This window comes from Mycobacterium canetti CIPT 140010059 (assembly GCF_000253375.1).
In the GTDB taxonomy this organism is placed as follows: domain Bacteria; phylum Actinomycetota; class Actinomycetes; order Mycobacteriales; family Mycobacteriaceae; genus Mycobacterium; species Mycobacterium tuberculosis.
The window spans coordinates 383,553-399,812 of the sequence record NC_015848.1; the positions used below are offsets into that span (position 1 = coordinate 383,553).

A 16,260-nucleotide genomic window follows, 5' to 3' on the forward strand; every position below is an offset into this window, starting at 1 on the left:
GAAAAATGCTAGGACATTCACGTATTGGCCCGAGTGGGGCTGGTCGAGTATCAGGGGAAGCTTTATGGGGCAAAGTCAAGTTTGTGGTTCGTCGTATCGGGGCGATCCAACCGAGCACATGTTTAGTGCACCAGAACGACGGGCCGTGTATCGGGTGATCGCCGAACGCCGAGACATGCGCCGGTTCGTGCCCGGCGGTGTGGTGTCCGAGGATGTGCTGGCGCGGCTGTTGCACGCCGCACACGCCGCGCCCAGCGTCGGTCTGATGCAGCCATGGCGCTTTATGCGCATCACCGACGAGACACTCAAGCGACGCATCCACGCGCTCGTCGACGACGAACGCCTACTCACCGCCGAAGCCCTGGGAGCACGGGAAGAAGAATTCCTGGCGCTGAAGGTCGAGGGCATTCTCGACTGCGCCGAGCTGCTGGTGGTGGCGCTGTGCGACCGCAGAGGGTCCTACATCTTCGGCCGGCGCACCCTGCCCCAGATGGATCTGGCGTCGGTGTCGTGCGCCATCCAAAACCTGTGGCTGGCAGCGCGGTCCGAAGGCCTGGGCATGGGATGGGTGTCGCTGTTCGACCCACAACGTTTAGCGGCCCTGCTGGCGATGCCCGCCGACGCCGAACCGGTGGCCATCTTGTGCCTGGGGCCGGTGCCCGAGTTTCCGGACCGGCCCGCGCTGGAACTGGATGGCTGGGCCTACGCGCGGCCACTCGCGGAATTCGTCTCCGAAAACCGATGGAGTTATCCGTCGGCGCTGGCCACAGATCACCATCACGGCGAATAGGTCACGCCGACCGCGAGGTTGACGTATTCGGCCGGCACGTCAAAGGCCAGCGATCGCCGCGGCAAGCGGCTCAACACATCTTCACCGATAGTGGCCTTGAAGTGCAGCGCGAGCTGGCCGCTGAACTTCGGGTCGACATCGGCGACATCGAGATCGAGTTGCAGACCCGTCGGCGAGATTTCGGCGGTCGCGGCACCGGCCTGCGGCCCGTCCCAGCGCGCGTCGACGACCCGGCCGGCTAGCTTCGGCACCATCGACAGGGTTCCCAGCACCCGCTGTTCGGTGAACGCCAGCGCACCCACGTAGCTGGCGATGCTGTGCGATGCCCGCAGCCCCGGGATAACGCCGGTGAACCGCCTGGTGACGGCCACGTATTCGGCAAGGTAGATGAGTCCCTCAGCCTCAACCTGACAGCGTAGGTCAGCAGGCAGCCTGCCGAGACCAAACCACTTGCGAACAATGACAGCCATGAGGCCAGTATGGAGTCGTTTTGTCGGTGCCGCACCGATGCTGGTAGGAGTTAGAGCATGACTCGCCCGCAAGCGCTTCTCGCTGTTTCGCTCGCTTTTGTCGCAACCGCGGTGTATGCCGTCATGTGGGTGGGGCACTCCCAGGATTGGGGTTGGCTGCATAGTTTCGATTGGTCGTTGTTGAACGCAGCGCACGACATCGGGATAAAGAACCCTGCGTGGGTGCGCTTCTGGGATGGTGTATCCCTGATCTTGGGCCCAGTCGTGCTGCGGCCGCTGGGTTTGCTGGCCGCGATGGTCGCACTGGCGAAGCGCAAGATACGGATAGCGTTGTTGCTGTTGGCCTGTTTACCGCTCAACGCGATCATGACGATCGCGGCCAAATCCGTGGCCCACCGCCCGCGACCGGCGACTGCGCTGGTATCTGCCCATTCGACTTCGTTTCCGTCAGGGCATGCGTTGGAGGCGACCGCAAGCGTACTCGCGCTGCTAACCGTCCTGTTGCCCATGCTGCACAGCAGGTTTACTCGGCACATCGCCATCACGGTGGGCGCGCTGTGCGTGTTGACGGTCGGTGTTGCCAGGGTGGCGTTGAACGTGCATCATCCGACCGACGTTGTTGCCGGCTGGGCGCTGGGGTACCTGTATTTCCTCGTGTGCCTGTGCGTATTTCGACCGCCGTCGATATTCGGTGCCCAACGCGCGTCTCATGCTTTGTCGCCGCCAGTGGAGGTGTCGAGACAACCCGAACCGGAAGTCGACACGGCCCGCTAAAGCCATGGTGCGCTGTGCATTGCGCTTTGTCACCGCACAGTGACCCAGCCGGATTCTAACCTTGACTTGACCACACGAGGTGATTGTCTGACGATTGAGCGATGAGCCGACTCCTAGCTTTGCTGTGCGCTGCGGTATGCACGGGCTGCGTTGCTGTGGTTCTCGCGCCAGTGAGCCTGGCCGTCGTCAACCCGTGGTTCGCGAACTCGGTCGGCAATGCCACTCAGGTGGTTTCGGTGGTGGGAACCGGCGGTTCGACGGCCAAGATGGATGTCTACCAACGCACCGCCGCCGGCTGGCAGCCGCTCAAGACCGGTATCACCACCCATATCGGTTCGGCGGGCATGGCGCCGGAAGCCAAGAGCGGATATCCGGCCACTCCGATGGGGGTTTACAGCCTGGACTCCGCTTTTGGCACCGCGCCGAATCCCGGTGGCGGGTTGCCGTATACCCAAGTCGGACCCAATCACTGGTGGAGTGGCGACGACAATAGCCCCACCTTTAACTCCATGCAGGTCTGTCAGAAGTCCCAGTGCCCGTTCAGCACGGCCGACAGCGAGAACCTGCAAATCCCGCAGTACAAGCATTCGGTCGTGATGGGCGTCAACAAGGCCAAGGTCCCAGGCAAAGGCTCCGCGTTCTTCTTTCACACCACCGACGGCGGGCCCACCGCGGGTTGTGTGGCGATCGACGATGCCACGCTGGTGCAGATCATCCGTTGGCTGCGGCCTGGTGCGGTGATCGCGATCGCCAAGTAACCCCGGACCTCGATTGTGAACTGTGCGACGGGTTTTCGGCGTGTTGCGTCGTGAGATTCACGTTCGGCGTCAATCGGCCAGCGCGCGGCCCGGCCTGATGTTGAAGTTAAGGCCCGCCAACGACATGGTCGCCTCGTAGGTTCGGTCGTAGCCGGTGGCGCTGATCCGCCAGCCGTCGGTGGTTCGTCGGTACTGGTCGTGGTAGAACGCGGCGCCGATGAGCATGAAATTGAACTCGGCGACGATGACCCGGTCTTGCAGGTACCAGATGCCGGTTGCGGTATCGCCGGTCACGGTGATTTCCGGATGGGTGACCCGGTGTTCGGTGATGACACCCGGGCCGAGTGCCTGGCGCAGGTAGTCGACCAGGTCGGCGCGGTTGGTGAAGTGCAGCTCCGTACCGACCGATGACCCGTAATCGCCGGTGACATCCTCGGCCAGGGTGTCGGTGAAGTCGTCCCAATGCTTGGTGTCCAATGCCCGCAGATACCGGTATTTGAGCTGTTTGATCGCTGCAATGTCGGCTGGATCACCCGGAGTCACCACGCCATTGCAGCACACCGGCTCACGGGTAGCTTTGGGGTATGAGCCAATCCCGGTACGCGGGGTTGTCCCGCAGCGAGCTGGCAGTTCTGTTACCCGAGCTGTTGTTGATCGGCCAGCTGATCGACCGATCGGGCATGGCCTGGTGTATACAGGCATTCGGCCGCCAGGAGATGCTGCAGATCGCCATCGAGGAGTGGGCGGGCGCCAGCCCGATCTACACCAAGCGCATGCAAAAGGCGCTGAACTTCGAGGGCGACGACGTGCCCACCATCTTCAAGGGGCTACAGCTCGACATCGGCGCGCCGCCGCAATTCATGGACTTCCGTTTCACCCTGCACGACCGCTGGCACGGCGAGTTTCACCTCGACCACTGCGGTGCGCTGCTCGACGTGGAGCCGATGGGCGACGACTACGTCGTCGGCATGTGCCACACCATCGAAGATCCGACGTTCGACGCCACCGCGATCGCGACCAACCCGCGCGCGCAGGTGCGCCCCATCCACCGGCCGCCCCGCAAGCCGGCCGACCGGCATCCGCACTGTGCGTGGACCGTCATCATCGACGAGTCCTATCCCGAGGCTGAGGGTATTCCGGCGCTGGACGCGGTCCGTGAAACCAAAGCTGCCACCTGGGAATTAGACAACGTCGATGCGTCTGACGACGGGCTGGTGGACTATTCGGGTCCGCTGGTGTCCGACCTGGACTTAGGGGCGTTCTCGCATTCCGCACTGGTGCGGATGGCCGATGAGGTCTGCCTGCAAATGCACCTGCTGAATCTGTCGTTCGCCTTTGCCGTGCGGAAACGGGCCAAAGCCGATGCTCAACTGGCCATTTCGGTGAACACCCGCCAGTTGATCGGAGTGGCCGGGCTGGGCGCAGAACGCATTCACCGTGCGATGGCTTTACCCGGAGGAATCGAAGGCGCGCTAGGTGTGCTGGAGCTACACCCGCTGCTCAACCCGGCCGGTTACGTGCTGGCCGAAACGTCGCCGGACCGTCTGGTGGTGCACAACTCGCCAGCCCACGCCGACGGCGCCTGGATTTCGTTGTGCACACCGGCATCCGTGCAGCCGTTGCAGGCCATCGCCACCGCTGTAGACCCGCATCTGAAGGTTCGGATCAGCGGGACGGACACCGACTGGACCGCGGAACTCATCGAGGCCGATGCCCCAGCGAGCGAACTGCCGGAGGTGTTGGTAGCCAAGGTCAGTCGCGGATCGGTCTTCCAGTTCGAGCCGAGGCGCTCACTGCCGTTGACCGTGAAATGAGCTCGATGCGATCTGTCAAGTCGGTGGCGGTACCGCTTCGGTGACACCACCGCATCGACCGCATACCAATGAGGTTGTCACCGAACCGTATACAGCCCACCCGCCGCTATGGTTAACGCTGGCCACCGACCCCTATTGACGAAAGCCTTCCGCTATGTACGACCCGCTGGGGTTGTCGATCGGGACCACAAACCTGGTCGCGGCGGGTAACGGAGGTCCGCCGGTTACTCGTCGCGCCGTGCTGACCCTGTACCCGCATTGCGCACCGAAAATCGGTGTGCCTAGCCAGAACCCGAACTTGATCGAGCCGGGCGCCCTAATGAGCGGCTTTGTTGAGCGCATCGGAGATGCGGTGGCGCTGGTGTCTCCCGACGGATCCGTGCACGATCCAGACCTCTTGCTGGTCGAGGCGCTGGATGCGATGGTGCTGGCCGCCGGTGCGGACGCGAGTTCCTCGGAGATCGCCATTGCCGTTCCCGCGCATTGGAAGCCCGGAGCTGTACACGCCCTGCGTAACGGTTTGCGGACGCACGTCGGCTTCGTCCGCAGCGGCATGGCGCCGCGCCTGGTTTCCGATGCGATCGCGGCGTTGACCGCGGTGAACTCGGAATTGGGCCTGCCCCACGGCGGTGTGGTGGGGTTGCTCGATTTCGGTGGCTCCGCGACTTACGTCACCTTGGTGGAGACCAAGTCGGATTCCAGGACGTCGGATTTCCAGCCCGTTAGTGCCACGGCACGGTACCAGGACTTTTCCGGTAGTCAGATCGACCAGGCTTTGCTGCTTCGGGTCATCGACCAATTCGGGTACGGCGATGACGTCGATCCGGCCAGTACCGCCGCGGTCGGGCAACTCGGCCAACTCAGGGAGCAGTGCCGTGCGGCAAAGGAACGACTGTCCACCGACGTTGCCACGGAATTGTTCGCTGAGCTTGCCGGGTGCAGCTCGAGCATCGAGATGACTCGGGAACAGCTCGAAGACCTGATCCAGGATCCATTGACCGGCTTCATCTACGCGTTCGACGACATGCTGGCGCGCCACAACGCGAGCTGGGCGGATCTCGCGGCGGTGGTCACCGTCGGCGGTGGTGCCAATATTCCCCTTGTGACTCAACGTCTTTCGTTCCACACTCGTCGACCTGTGCTGACCGCGTCGCAACCCGGGTGCGCGGCGGCGATGGGTGCGTTGCTGCTCGCCAACCGTGGGGGAGAGCGCGATTCGCGAACGCGGACGTCCATCGGCCTCGCCACGGCCGCAGCCGCCGGCACCAGTGTCATCGGGCTGCCGGCCGGCGACGTCATGGTCATCGACCATGAGGCCTTGACCGATCGCGAGTTGGCCTGGTCGCAGACCGACTTCCCAAGCGAAGCTCCGGCGCGTTTCGAGGGCGACTCGTATAACGAAGGCGGCCCCTGCTGGTCGATGCGTCTGAACGCGGTCGAGCCCCCCAAAGGACCAGCGTGGCGGCGAATCCGGGTGTCGCAGTTGCTCATCGGGGTGTCGGCGGTAGTGGCCATGACCGCGATCGGGGGCGTGGCATTGACGTTGACAGCCATCGAGAGACGCCCAAGCCCGCTACCAACCCCAATTGTGCCCGGCCTGGCCCCGATGCCGCCCGGATCCGTCGTGCCTAGCTCGCGCGCACCGACCCCGCCGCCACCGCCGTCGACCGTTGCGCCGCTTCCCAGTGCGGCACCGGCCCCGACGACGGTCGCGCCGGCACCGCCGCCGCCCACACAGGTGGTGACGACCACGACAGCGCCACCCGTCACCACGACGCCGAGGCCGTCGCCGACCACCACAACGACCACCGCGCCACCGTCGACAACGACGACAACCGAGCCGCCGGTGACGACCACTTCGACGATTCCAACGATTCCGACGACTACGACGACGGTGAAGATGACCACGGAGTGGTTGCACGTCCCGTTTTTGCCCGTTCCGATCCCGGTCCCGATTCCGCAAAATCCGGGTGCCGGCGAACCGCAGAACCCGTTCGGAAGCCTTGGCTCTGGGTGAGCCGCGTTCCCCGGAGCTGGCCCCGTCGGTGTCAGGTCCGTAGTATCGGTATGGGTTGCTGAGGAGGTCGCGTGGGCGACTATGGTCCGTTTGGATTCGATCCCGACGAATTCGATCGGGTGATCCGGGAGGGGAGCGAGGGACTGCGCGACGCGTGCGAGCGGATCGGCAGGTTCCTCAGCTCATCCGGCGCGGGAACGGGCTGGTCGGCAATCTTCGAGGACTTGTCCCGGCGCTCGCGTCCGGCGCCGGAGACCGCCGGCGAGGCCGGTGACGGCGTGTGGGCCATCTATACGGTGGACGCCGACGGTGGTGCCCGCGTTGAACAGGTGTATGCGACCGAGCTTGACGCCCTGCGCGCGAACAAGGACAACACCGACCCGAAACGCAAAGTCCGCTTCCTGCCATACGGCATCGCGGTCAGCGTCCTCGACGATCCGGTGGACGAGGCCCAGTAACGTCAGCCCTGCTGGACGCTGTTGGAACCGCCGGCATTGCTGATCTTCGGCGAGCCCGAGTGATACGTGACCTCGTTGTTGAAGCCGGCGGCTTCGATGGTGTCGACGGAGTCGACGGTGACCGAGTTCCTCATGCCGGACACGGTGAGGCTGGTGCAGTGGCCGGTGATCACCACCGTGTTGGACATGCCGCTGACGCTGACAATGCTGTCGTTGCAGGCGATTGTCCGGTTCACGTTGACGCCGGAGACGCTCAGGCTGGCGCCGGCCGGCGGAAGAGTGGTGGCCGGTTGCGCAGTCGGGGTTGGAATAGCCCGGGAGACAGACGGGGTGGGCGAGAGAACGACGAAGTTGCCTTGGGAAAGCCGCTGTGCGCTGAATGCGGCGATGCCACCCACCAGAACCAGCACACCGACAACGACGACCGCGGCCAGGATCCACCACGCCCTGTTGCCGGAGGACGATCGCGGCGATGGGCCGCCGAACGGGCCGCCATAGCTATACGGCGGCGGTGGCGGGCCGGGTGGATAGGTGTAGCCGCCCGACTGCGAGCCGCCGAGTTCGGAGGCGCGTGCCACGTCGGCCAGCGGACGCTCCAGTTCCCGGATTCGCGCCTCCGGGTCATCCTCTGGGTTCATGCACAGATGCTCCCACACGACGATCATGCCGCATAGGTAGTTGCGCCCGGCGGCACCACACGATTCGGCTTGGCCTGCTATCGTCCCATGCTTATGCCTGAGATGGATCGTCGCCGAATGATGATGATGGCGGGGTTCGGCGCCCTGGCTGCCGCGCTTCCCGCCTCGACAGCCTGGGCCGACCCGTCCCGGCCGGCCGCGCCGGCTGGTCCGACACCGGCGCCCGCCGCGCCGGCTGCGGCAACCGGTGGGCTTTTGTTCCACGACGAGTTCGACGGGCCGGCCGGTTCGGTCCCGGACCCGTCGAAGTGGCAGGTGTCGAACCACCGGACGCCCATCAAGAACCCGGTGGGCTTTGACCGGCCCCAGTTTTTTGGGCAGTACCGCGACAGTCGACAGAACGTGTTCCTCGACGGCAACTCCAATCTCGTGCTGCGCGCTACCCGAGAGGGCAACAGGTATTTCGGTGGCCTGGTCCACGGCCTGTGGCGGGGTGGCATCGGGACCACCTGGGAGGCCCGGATCAAGTTCAACTGCCTGGCTCCGGGCATGTGGCCCGCCTGGTGGTTGTCCAATGACGATCCTGGTCGCAGCGGCGAAATCGACCTGATCGAGTGGTATGGCAACGGGACTTGGCCGTCGGGAACCACCGTGCACGCCAACCCGGACGGCACCGCATTCGAGACCTGCCCGATCGGTGTGGACGGTGGTTGGCACAACTGGCGCGTCACGTGGAATCCGAGCGGCATGTACTTCTGGCTGGATTACGCCGACGGCATTGAGCCCTACTTCTCGGTTCCGGCGACCGGCATCGAAGACCTCAACGAGCCCATCCGCGAGTGGCCGTTCAACGACCCCGGCTACACGGTGTTTCCGGTGTTGAACCTTGCGGTTGGCGGTTCTGGTGGCGGCGATCCCGCGACGGGTTCCTATCCACAGGAGATGCTCGTCGACTGGGTGCGCGTCTTTTAACGCCTCGCGCTCTTGCCCGGGGTGCTACCCGGCTTGCTCGGAGAAAGCATGGAGTTTTTGGTCACCATGACCACCCGCGTTCCCGATAGCATGCCCGCGGACGCAGTCGAGCGGGTCCGTGCCCGCGAGGCTGCCCGCTCGCGCGAGCTCGCGGCACAGGGAAAGCTACTGCGCCTGTGGCGCCCGCCGCTGCGGCCGGGCGAATGGCGCACCCTGGGGCTGTTCGCCGCCGACGACAACGGCGAACTGGAGCAGCTGCTGGCCTCGATGCCGCCGCGGTCGTGGCGCACCGACGACGTCACGCCGCTGGGTGCTCACCCGAACGACCCGGTTGGCCAGGGGATAACCATCGCGCCGGGTAAGGGTCCGGAGTTTCTGATCGCGACGACCATTATGGTGCCACTGGGTACCCCGGCTCAGGTGGTCGACGACACCGTGGCGCGCGAGGCTCGCCGCGCGCCCGAGCTGGCCGGGCGGGGACACCTGGTGCGGTTGTGGGCACTACCCGACGGACCGGACGGCCAGCGCACCCTGGGGCTGTGGCGGGCTCGCGACCCTGGCGAGCTGATGGCCATCCTGGAATCGCTACCGCTTGCTGGCTGGATGACCATCGAGACCACGCCGCTGAGTCCGCATCCCGATGATCCGATCCGCATGCCCTGACCGTTTCCGGTGTCGCCGGGCTCTTAGGCGCCGTCCCACTCGCCGCGGGCGATGAGAACATCACGAAGTAGGTCCGCGCGATCGGTGATGATGCCGTCCACGTCCATGTCGAGAAGGGTGTGCATCACATCGGGTTCGTCGACGGTCCAGGCATGCACTTGGCGTCCCGCAGCATGAAAGCCGCGGACCCGTGCCGGCGTAATGACCGGTACACCGCCAAGCCGTGACGGTAGTTGCACGCAGTCGATGTCGCGCATCATCCGCCAGGCATATGCCCGGCTGCCCAGCGGACGCGCGGTCAGCCACGCCAGCAGCGCGCCCGTTCCTGCCGAACTAGCGACCCGCTTGGTCAGCAGGCGCAATGCGCGCCGGCGACGGCGCTCGGAAAACGAACCGATCAGCACCCGGTTGTGCGCGTTGCACCGCTCGATGACGTTGACGGTCGGCTCGATCGCCGATGCGGCTTTAATGTCGATGTTGACCCGCATGTCTGGCAGCGCGGTAAGCAGGTCTTCCAGGGTTGGGATCGACTGCCCCGCACCCAGCTGCGCCTTGCGGACATCACGCCAATCCAACCGGTCGACCGCGCCGGATAACCCCACCCCGGGCGCCAGCCTACGGTCATGCAGGATCACGGCTACGCCGTCCCGGGTGGCGCGAACGTCGGTCTCGATGTAGCGGAATCCGAGCTTGGCCGCCTCCTGGAACGCCCCCATGCTGTTCATGGGCAATCTGAACGACGTAAATCCTCTGTGCGCCATGGCAATCCGCCCCCCATGGCGAAGAAATTCCACGGTAGGTGCGCCACCGTCGCTCATCAGGTCAGTATCACATAGCCTCGGCCGCCGGGGGCGTCCACGCCGGGGGCAGCACCGCTCTGTCGGCGACGGTTCCTGTGCACCAGCCGCTTTCGCATCGCAGTGGTAATGGGCGCTCCCATACGGCGCGGTCGGCGACGACGGTGCATGGGCCGGCCATCGTTTTGGGCCTTCCCCGCCTTGCCGCCGGGCCACCGACGTTCAGCATCACCATCAGCGTCGACGTGTCACATCGGAGCCGATGACGGGAATCGAACCCGCGTATTCAGCTTGGGAAGCTGATGTTCTGCCATTGAACTACATCGGCACGGTTGCCTCGAAAGGCTAGCATCCAGAATCATTCCATCACCCCCAGGCCGTACAAGATCAGAAATCCGGCAAAGAACATCACGGCCATCCATGGCCGCTCCGGCGTTTCGTGCGCCTCGACAAGCAGTTCCTCCACGACCAGCCAGAGCAGCGCCGCCGCCGCGAACGCCAACACGAGGGTCAGGACGGTATTTCCCGCCCGGCCCAGCGCCACGGCACCTGACACACCGCCCACCGCGATCACTAGGCTCAGGGCGCTTGTGGTCGCCGCGGCCCGGATCCTAGGCATTCCGGAGCCGGCCAGGCGCAGGGCCACCGCCAGACCCAGGAACAGCACCTCGACCGTCAGGGCGATGGTGATGATGATCGCGGTGCGACTGGACACCGTCGCGCCCGTTGCGACCAGCAACCCGTCGATGAAGAAGTCAACCGCGACTACGGTGAGGAACCCGACGGGCAGTTCGCCCACGTCGTCGCCGTCTTGATGTTCCCCGTGGCCGTCAAATCGGCGCAGTGCAACGAGTACCGCAACGCCTGCACTGAAGCCCACAACGATCAGCCAGAGCGGACCTCTGCTGCGCAGGTCTGGTAGCACTTCCCCGGCCACGGCGGCCATGACAATTCCCGCGGCGAAATGTTGGACGCCGCTGACCATCGCCGCCGACGGCGTGCGCACCGACGGGACCACGCCGCCGAGAATCCCGGCGAGAACCGGGAAGGTGACCAACGAGGCGGCCGTTGTGACGTTGCTGATGCCAACCTCCCGGTTTCGGTCGAAGATCTCGGCTCGGGCACGCTTGAACATTGTGACGGCTAGTGACAAATGCAGCGACTTTCGGGGAAACGGACATTGAAATAAGGAAGGAACAGCATGTCGAAGGTGCTGGTCACCGGATTCGGACCCTACGGCGTGACGCCGGTAAATCCGGCACAGCTCACCGCCGAAGAGCTGGATGGTCGCACCATCGCCGGTGCAACGGTCATCTCGCGGATCGTGCCCAACACGTTCTTCGAGTCGATCGCGGCAGCTCAGCAGGCCATCGCAGAGATCGAGCCAGCATTGGTGATCATGCTGGGCGAATACCCGGGACGCAGCATGATCACCGTCGAGCGACTCGCGCAAAACGTCAACGACTGCGGGCGGTACGGCCTCGCCGACTGCGCCGGCAGGGTTTTGGTCGGTGAGCCAACCGACCCCGCCGGCCCGGTCGCCTACCACGCGACCGTACCGGTTCGCGCGATGGTGCTGGCCATGCGAAAGGCCGGCGTGCCAGCTGACGTCTCGGACGCGGCGGGCACGTTCGTGTGCAATCACCTCATGTACGGCGTGCTGCACCACCTCGCCCAGAAGGGTCTGCCCGTCCGCGCCGGTTGGATTCATCTGCCGTGCCTGCCCAGCGTCGCCGCACTGGATCACAACCTCGGTGTTCCGAGCATGTCGGTCCAGACGGCGGTCGCCGGGGTCACGGCTGGCATCGAGGCAGCCATTCGGCAGTCCGCAGATATCCGCGAACCGATCCCGTCGCGATTGCAGATCTAGGGCGCAGCTGACGGCGGGTCTTCTAGAGATTAGATATTTATTCTTCCGTTATCTTGTCGTAATCTGCTCAGCGTGGGCCGACATGAATTAGCTAGGGACCGGCGAAAGTCGTCAGCGGTCCTGGCTGCGGTCCTCGCCCCGGCCGCCGTGTTCTTCGCCACGGGCGGAGATGTCAGTACGCTTGCCGCCCGCGCCGATGCCAACCCGGTTCTCGGCGACGACGCGCCCTGTTGTGTGCAGATCGTGCCGGTAGCACCGCTGGCTTTCTCCTCACAGATATCCGGCGGTGAAATCGGGACGGGCCTTGCTGCCAGCCAGTTCGCTTCGGCATCGAGATGGCGCATCGTATCTCGGTATTTGCCGGTAGGGGTGGCACCCGAGCAGGGTCTACAGGTCAAGACCGTCTTGACAGCCCGCAGTATCAGTGCGGCTTTCCCCGAAATTCGCGAAATCGGCGGCGTTCGGCCGGATGCGCTGAGATGGCATCCCAATGGTTTGGCGCTCGACGTGATGGTTCCCAACCCCGGCACCGCCGAGGGCATAGCGCTGGGCAACGAGATCGTCGCTTTCATACTGAAGAACGCGACCCGATTTGGGATGCAAGACGTGATTTGGCGTGGCGCCTACTACACGCCCAACGGCGCGCGGACAACCGGGGCCGGCCACTACGACCACATCCACATCACGACCGTGGGCGGCGGGTATCCCACCGGCGAGGAACTCTACATCCGCTGAGCCAGCGTGCGGCGACAGATACGCTCGTCGGGTGCTGCTCTCCGATCGTGATCTTCGGGCCGAGATCTCCTCCGGGCGGTTGGGGATCGACCCGTTCGACGACACCCTGGTCCAGCCGTCCAGCATCGACGTCCGGCTCGATTGCTTGTTTCGGGTGTTCAACAACACTCGCTACACCCATATCGACCCGGCCAAGCAGCAGGACGAGCTGACCAGCCTGGTGCAACCGGTCGACGGGGAACCCTTCGTGTTGCACCCGGGCGAATTCGTGCTCGGCTCGACGCTGGAGCTTTTCACTCTGCCCGACAACCTCGCCGGACGGCTGGAAGGCAAGTCTTCGTTGGGCCGGCTGGGCCTGCTGACGCATTCCACCGCGGGCTTCATCGATCCTGGCTTCAGCGGTCACATCACCCTGGAGCTATCCAACGTCGCCAACCTGCCGATCACTTTGTGGCCCGGCATGAAAATCGGTCAGCTGTGCATGTTGCGCCTGACCAGCCCGTCCGAGCATCCCTACGGCAGTTCCCGGGCGGGGTCGAAATACCAGGGTCAGCGCGGGCCCACGCCGTCGCGCTCCTACCAGAACTTCATCAGGTCTACTTAGCATCCGGCGCGGCTAGGCCTGTCGCGGGTAGCTGTCACCTGCCGTTTGCCTGGTGCTCAGCGCCGCGATGCGGTTCGCTCATCGCAGCCACCTACACACAGTGGTGTGCGATGCAGCGTCTTCGGCACTGGGTATCTGGGTGCCACCCACGCCGTCGGTATGGCGCAACTGGGACACGAGGTCGTCGGGGTCGATATCGATCCCGGTAAGGTCGCCAAGCTCGCCGGGGGTGACATTCCGTTCTACGAACCCGGCCTGCGAAAGCTGTTGACTGATAACCTGGCTGCCGGCCGCTTGCGGTTCACCACCGACTACGACATGGCGGCCGATTTCGCCGACGTGCATTTCCTGGGGGTCGGCACGCCGCAAAAGATAGGCGAATATGGCGCCGACCTGCGGCATGTCCACGCCGTCATCGATGCGCTGGTGCCGCGTCTGGTCAGGGCGTCGATTCTGGTCGGCAAGTCGACAGTCCCAGTGGGCACCGCAGCCGAACTGGGACATCGGGCCGGTGCACTGGCACCCCGGGGAGTCGACGTGGAAATTGCCTGGAATCCGGAATTCCTGCGCGAGGGCTTCGCGGTGCACGACACCCTCAACCCCGACCGTATCGTCCTTGGGGTACAAGATGATTCGACGCGCGCCGAGGTAGCCGTCCGCGAGCTGTACGCGCCGCTGCTGGCAGCGGGCGTGCCGTTTCTGGTGACCGATCTGCAGACCGCGGAGTTGGTCAAGGTATCCGCCAATGCCTTTCTGGCGACCAAGATTTCGTTTATCAATGCGATCTCCGAAGTGTGCGAGGCGGCGGGTGCCGACGTTAGCCAGCTGGCCGATGCGCTCGGATACGACCCGCGGATCGGACGCCAATGCCTCAACGCGGGCTTGGGTTTCGGCGGCGGCTGCTTGCCCAAGGACATCCGCGCTTTCATGGCCCGCGCCGGCGAACTGGGAGCCGACCAGGCGTTGACGTTCCTGCGTGAAGTGGACAGCATCAACATGCGCCGGCGCACCAAGATGGTGGAACTGGCCACCACCGCATGCGGTGGCTCGTTGCTGGGCGCCAATATTGCGGTGCTCGGCGCGGCGTTCAAACCCGAATCCGATGACGTGCGCGATTCGCCCGCCCTCAATGTGGCGGGCCAGCTGCAGCTCAACGGCGCCACGGTCCACGTGTACGATCCAAAGGCCTTGGACAACGCCCACCGACTGTTCCCTACCTTGAACTATGCGGTTTCGGTTGCGGAGGCCTGCGAGCGCGCGGACGCCGTGTTGGTGCTTACCGAATGGCGGGAGTTCATCGATCTCGAACCCGCTGATCTAGCCAACCGGGTGCGGGCCCGGGTGATCGTGGACGGCCGCAACTGCCTCGACGTGACCCGCTGGCGGCGGGCAGGCTGGCGGGTGTTCCGGCTGGGAGCGCCGCGATTAGGGCACTGACCGGCGCAGCCAGCGCAAGTACTCTCGGTCACCGAGCAGTTCCAGACGACGCCACAGCACGGGGTTGTCGGCGGACTGGGTGAAATGGCAGCCGATAGCGGCTAGCTGTCGGCTGCGCTCAACCTCGATCATGATGTCGAGGTGACCGTGACCGCGCCCCCCGAAGGAGGCGCTGAACTCGGCGTTGAGCCGATCGGCGATCGGTTGGGGCAGTGCCCAGGCCAATACGGGGATACCGGGTGTCGAAGCCGCCGCGAGCGCAGCTTCGGTTGCGCGACGGTGGTCGGGGTGGCCTGTTACGCCGTTGTCGTCGAACACGAGTAGCAGGTCTGCTCCGGCGAGGGCATCCACCACGCGTTGCGTCAGCTCGTTGAGCGGGATCTGCGCTAGACCGTTATCCGGGTATGCGAGTAGTTGCACATGATCGACACCCAGGACCTGTGCCGCAGCGGCGAGTTCCTCCCGGCGCACCTCACCGAGGTTTCGGTCGGTCCGGCCGAGTGTGGAGGCCTCGCCGTGGGTGAAGCACAATCCTCGCAGCCGCGTTCCCTGCGCCGTGAAATCACCCAATACCGCCCCGAGCCCGAAGGACTCGTCGTCCGGATGGGCGAACACAGCAAGCACTTCGTGTGCGCAGGGGAGACGGTTGCAGCTGTTCATCGATTCACCGTCCGGAGGATCCGTGCGCGCGGGTGGACAGCGGCCGCATATTATGTAGTTCCAATGAGCAATGGAATTATATTCCCAAGGATGACTGGAAATGGCTGGACAGTCCGATCGTAAGGCGGCGTTGTTGGACCAGGTAGCGCGCGTGGGCAAGGCGCTGGCCAATGGGCGGCGATTGCAAATCCTGGACTTGCTCGCCCAAGGTGAGCGCGCGGTAGAAGCGATCGCGACGGCGACCGGGATGAACCTGACCACGGCATCGGCGAATCTGCAGGCGCTGAAGAGCGGCGGGCTGGTCGAGGCTCGCCGCGAGGGGACCCGGCAGTACTACCGGCTTGCTGGGGAAGACGTGGCAAGGCTGTTCGCGCTGGTGCAAGTGGTTGCCGACGAGCATCTGGCCGACGTGGCGGTCGCGGCCGCAGACGTGCTCGGTTCGCCGGAGGATGCGATCACCCGTGCGGAGCTGCTGCGGCGGCGCGAAGCCGGCGAGGTCACCCTGGTCGACGTGCGACCGCACGAGGAATACCAGGCCGGCCATATCCCGGGCGCCATCAATATCCCGATAGCCGAACTGGCCGACCGGCTCGCCGAACTAGCTGGCGACCGCGACATTGTCGCCTACTGTCGTGGTGCCTACTGCGTCATGGCCCCCGATGCCGTCCGCATCGCGCGCGACGCGGGGCGGGAGGTGAAACGCCTCGACGACGGAATGCTCGAATGGCGATTGGCCGGACTGCCGGTCGACGAGGGTGCACCGGTCGGGCATGGGGATTGATCGCCCGTGGGGCCGAAGGGAA

19 protein-coding genes and 1 tRNA gene are annotated in these 16,260 nt (G+C 64.8%); 13 read left to right on the top strand and 7 right to left on the bottom strand.

What is annotated here, in order from left to right; translation table 11 throughout:
• Positions 1-118: 118 nt before the first annotated feature.
• Complete coding sequence (bluB, locus tag MCAN_RS01620) at positions 119-790, top strand: 5,6-dimethylbenzimidazole synthase (RefSeq protein ID WP_014000163.1); 672 nt, start codon at positions 119-121, stop codon at positions 788-790.
• On the opposite strand, the gene MCAN_RS01625 is transcribed toward bluB, so the two are convergent.
• On the bottom strand, positions 778-1,260 hold the full coding sequence (locus tag MCAN_RS01625; RefSeq protein ID WP_003401589.1) for a hypothetical protein: 483 nt from the start codon (positions 1,258-1,260) through the stop codon (positions 778-780). The genes bluB and MCAN_RS01625 overlap by 13 nt on opposite strands.
• A 57-nt stretch (positions 1,261-1,317) precedes the next feature.
• On the opposite strand from MCAN_RS01625, the gene MCAN_RS01630 reads away from it, so the two are divergent.
• The gene (locus MCAN_RS01630) at positions 1,318-2,034 is read left to right on the top strand and encodes a phosphatase PAP2 family protein (RefSeq protein ID WP_003401594.1); all 717 of its coding nucleotides are present in this window, start codon (positions 1,318-1,320) and stop codon (positions 2,032-2,034) included.
• Between the two features lie 101 nt (positions 2,035-2,135).
• Entirely contained in the window at positions 2,136-2,792 is a 657-nt protein-coding gene (locus MCAN_RS01635; protein ID WP_003401597.1) for a L,D-transpeptidase family protein, read from the top strand.
• A gap of 69 nt (positions 2,793-2,861) precedes the next feature.
• Here MCAN_RS01635 and MCAN_RS01640 read toward each other — a convergent pair whose 3' ends face one another.
• Complete coding sequence (locus MCAN_RS01640; protein ID WP_003401601.1) at positions 2,862-3,353, bottom strand: nuclear transport factor 2 family protein; 492 nt, start codon at positions 3,351-3,353, stop codon at positions 2,862-2,864.
• A gap of 23 nt (positions 3,354-3,376) precedes the next feature.
• On the opposite strand from MCAN_RS01640, the gene MCAN_RS01645 reads away from it, so the two are divergent.
• From MCAN_RS01645 to MCAN_RS01655, 3 genes are all read left to right on the top strand, one after another.
• Positions 3,377-4,606, top strand: coding sequence for a hypothetical protein (locus MCAN_RS01645; RefSeq protein WP_014000164.1), 1,230 nt, complete (start codon positions 3,377-3,379; stop codon positions 4,604-4,606).
• 154 nt (positions 4,607-4,760) lie between these two features.
• Positions 4,761-6,623: an Hsp70 family protein gene (locus tag MCAN_RS01650; protein ID WP_014000165.1), complete on the top strand. Its 1,863-nt coding sequence runs from the start codon at positions 4,761-4,763 to the stop codon at positions 6,621-6,623.
• 71 nt (positions 6,624-6,694) lie between these two features.
• Positions 6,695-7,081: a hypothetical protein gene (locus MCAN_RS01655; RefSeq protein ID WP_014000166.1), complete on the top strand. Its 387-nt coding sequence runs from the start codon at positions 6,695-6,697 to the stop codon at positions 7,079-7,081.
• A 2-nt stretch (positions 7,082-7,083) separates the two neighbouring features.
• Here MCAN_RS01655 and MCAN_RS01660 read toward each other — a convergent pair whose 3' ends face one another.
• Positions 7,084-7,719, bottom strand: a complete 636-nt coding sequence (locus tag MCAN_RS01660; RefSeq protein ID WP_015287791.1) for a DUF3060 domain-containing protein — start codon at positions 7,717-7,719, stop codon at positions 7,084-7,086.
• An 87-nt stretch (positions 7,720-7,806) separates the two neighbouring features.
• Between MCAN_RS01660 and MCAN_RS01665 the strand changes: the two genes are divergently transcribed.
• Entirely contained in the window at positions 7,807-8,691 is an 885-nt protein-coding gene (locus tag MCAN_RS01665; protein ID WP_014000168.1) for a glycoside hydrolase family 16 protein, read from the top strand.
• A gap of 48 nt (positions 8,692-8,739) precedes the next feature.
• The gene (locus tag MCAN_RS01670; RefSeq protein WP_014000169.1) at positions 8,740-9,354 is read left to right on the top strand and encodes a muconolactone Delta-isomerase family protein; all 615 of its coding nucleotides are present in this window, start codon (positions 8,740-8,742) and stop codon (positions 9,352-9,354) included.
• Between the two features lie 23 nt (positions 9,355-9,377).
• Here MCAN_RS01670 and MCAN_RS01675 read toward each other — a convergent pair whose 3' ends face one another.
• The 3 genes from MCAN_RS01675 to MCAN_RS01685 form a co-directional block, all read right to left on the bottom strand.
• A complete protein-coding gene (locus tag MCAN_RS01675; protein ID WP_003401625.1) occupies positions 9,378-10,148 on the bottom strand; it encodes a glycerophosphodiester phosphodiesterase in 771 nt (256 codons plus the stop codon).
• A gap of 260 nt (positions 10,149-10,408) precedes the next feature.
• A tRNA-Gly gene (locus tag MCAN_RS01680) sits at positions 10,409-10,479 on the bottom strand.
• A 30-nt stretch (positions 10,480-10,509) separates the two neighbouring features.
• The gene (locus tag MCAN_RS01685) at positions 10,510-11,304 is read right to left on the bottom strand and encodes a ZIP family metal transporter (protein ID WP_014000170.1); all 795 of its coding nucleotides are present in this window, start codon (positions 11,302-11,304) and stop codon (positions 10,510-10,512) included.
• A 48-nt stretch (positions 11,305-11,352) separates the two neighbouring features.
• Between MCAN_RS01685 and pcp the strand changes: the two genes are divergently transcribed.
• The 4 genes from pcp to MCAN_RS01705 all read left to right on the top strand — a co-directional run bounded on the left by pcp (position 11,353) and on the right by MCAN_RS01705 (position 14,797).
• Positions 11,353-12,021, top strand: a complete 669-nt coding sequence (pcp, locus tag MCAN_RS01690; protein ID WP_003401632.1) for a pyroglutamyl-peptidase I — start codon at positions 11,353-11,355, stop codon at positions 12,019-12,021.
• A 72-nt stretch (positions 12,022-12,093) separates the two neighbouring features.
• Entirely contained in the window at positions 12,094-12,756 is a 663-nt protein-coding gene (locus MCAN_RS01695) for a hypothetical protein (protein WP_014000171.1), read from the top strand.
• 31 nt (positions 12,757-12,787) lie between these two features.
• Entirely contained in the window at positions 12,788-13,360 is a 573-nt protein-coding gene (gene dcd / locus MCAN_RS01700) for a dCTP deaminase (RefSeq protein WP_003898399.1), read from the top strand.
• A 105-nt stretch (positions 13,361-13,465) separates the two neighbouring features.
• Positions 13,466-14,797: a UDP-glucose dehydrogenase family protein gene (locus MCAN_RS01705; protein WP_014000172.1), complete on the top strand. Its 1,332-nt coding sequence runs from the start codon at positions 13,466-13,468 to the stop codon at positions 14,795-14,797.
• On the opposite strand, the gene MCAN_RS01710 is transcribed toward MCAN_RS01705, so the two are convergent.
• The gene (locus MCAN_RS01710) at positions 14,786-15,457 is read right to left on the bottom strand and encodes a PIG-L family deacetylase (protein ID WP_014000173.1); all 672 of its coding nucleotides are present in this window, start codon (positions 15,455-15,457) and stop codon (positions 14,786-14,788) included. The two genes, MCAN_RS01705 and MCAN_RS01710, sit on opposite strands and share 12 nt — an antisense overlap.
• Positions 15,458-15,557: 100 nt before the next feature.
• On the opposite strand from MCAN_RS01710, the gene MCAN_RS01715 reads away from it, so the two are divergent.
• On the top strand, positions 15,558-16,238 hold the full coding sequence (locus MCAN_RS01715; protein WP_014000174.1) for an Rv0324 family HTH-type transcriptional regulator: 681 nt from the start codon (positions 15,558-15,560) through the stop codon (positions 16,236-16,238).
• Positions 16,239-16,260: the final 22 nt, after the last annotated feature.

What these genes read in the sequence shown, in the direction of transcription:
- bluB (WP_014000163.1), top strand. Translation starts at nt 119, where the DNA reads ATGTTTAGTGCACCAGAACGACGGGCCGTGTATCGGGTGATCGCCGAA.
- MCAN_RS01625 (WP_003401589.1), bottom strand. Translation starts at nt 1,260, where the DNA reads ATGGCTGTCATTGTTCGCAAGTGGTTTGGTCTCGGCAGGCTGCCTGCT.
- MCAN_RS01630 (WP_003401594.1), top strand. Translation starts at nt 1,318, where the DNA reads ATGACTCGCCCGCAAGCGCTTCTCGCTGTTTCGCTCGCTTTTGTCGCA.
- MCAN_RS01635 (WP_003401597.1), top strand. Translation starts at nt 2,136, where the DNA reads ATGAGCCGACTCCTAGCTTTGCTGTGCGCTGCGGTATGCACGGGCTGC.
- MCAN_RS01645 (WP_014000164.1), top strand. Translation starts at nt 3,377, where the DNA reads ATGAGCCAATCCCGGTACGCGGGGTTGTCCCGCAGCGAGCTGGCAGTT.
- MCAN_RS01650 (WP_014000165.1), top strand. Translation starts at nt 4,761, where the DNA reads ATGTACGACCCGCTGGGGTTGTCGATCGGGACCACAAACCTGGTCGCG.
- MCAN_RS01660 (WP_015287791.1), bottom strand. Translation starts at nt 7,719, where the DNA reads ATGAACCCAGAGGATGACCCGGAGGCGCGAATCCGGGAACTGGAGCGT.
- MCAN_RS01665 (WP_014000168.1), top strand. Translation starts at nt 7,807, where the DNA reads ATGCTTATGCCTGAGATGGATCGTCGCCGAATGATGATGATGGCGGGG.
- MCAN_RS01670 (WP_014000169.1), top strand. Translation starts at nt 8,740, where the DNA reads ATGGAGTTTTTGGTCACCATGACCACCCGCGTTCCCGATAGCATGCCC.
- pcp (WP_003401632.1), top strand. Translation starts at nt 11,353, where the DNA reads ATGTCGAAGGTGCTGGTCACCGGATTCGGACCCTACGGCGTGACGCCG.
- MCAN_RS01710 (WP_014000173.1), bottom strand. Translation starts at nt 15,457, where the DNA reads ATGAACAGCTGCAACCGTCTCCCCTGCGCACACGAAGTGCTTGCTGTG.
- MCAN_RS01715 (WP_014000174.1), top strand. Translation starts at nt 15,558, where the DNA reads ATGGCTGGACAGTCCGATCGTAAGGCGGCGTTGTTGGACCAGGTAGCG.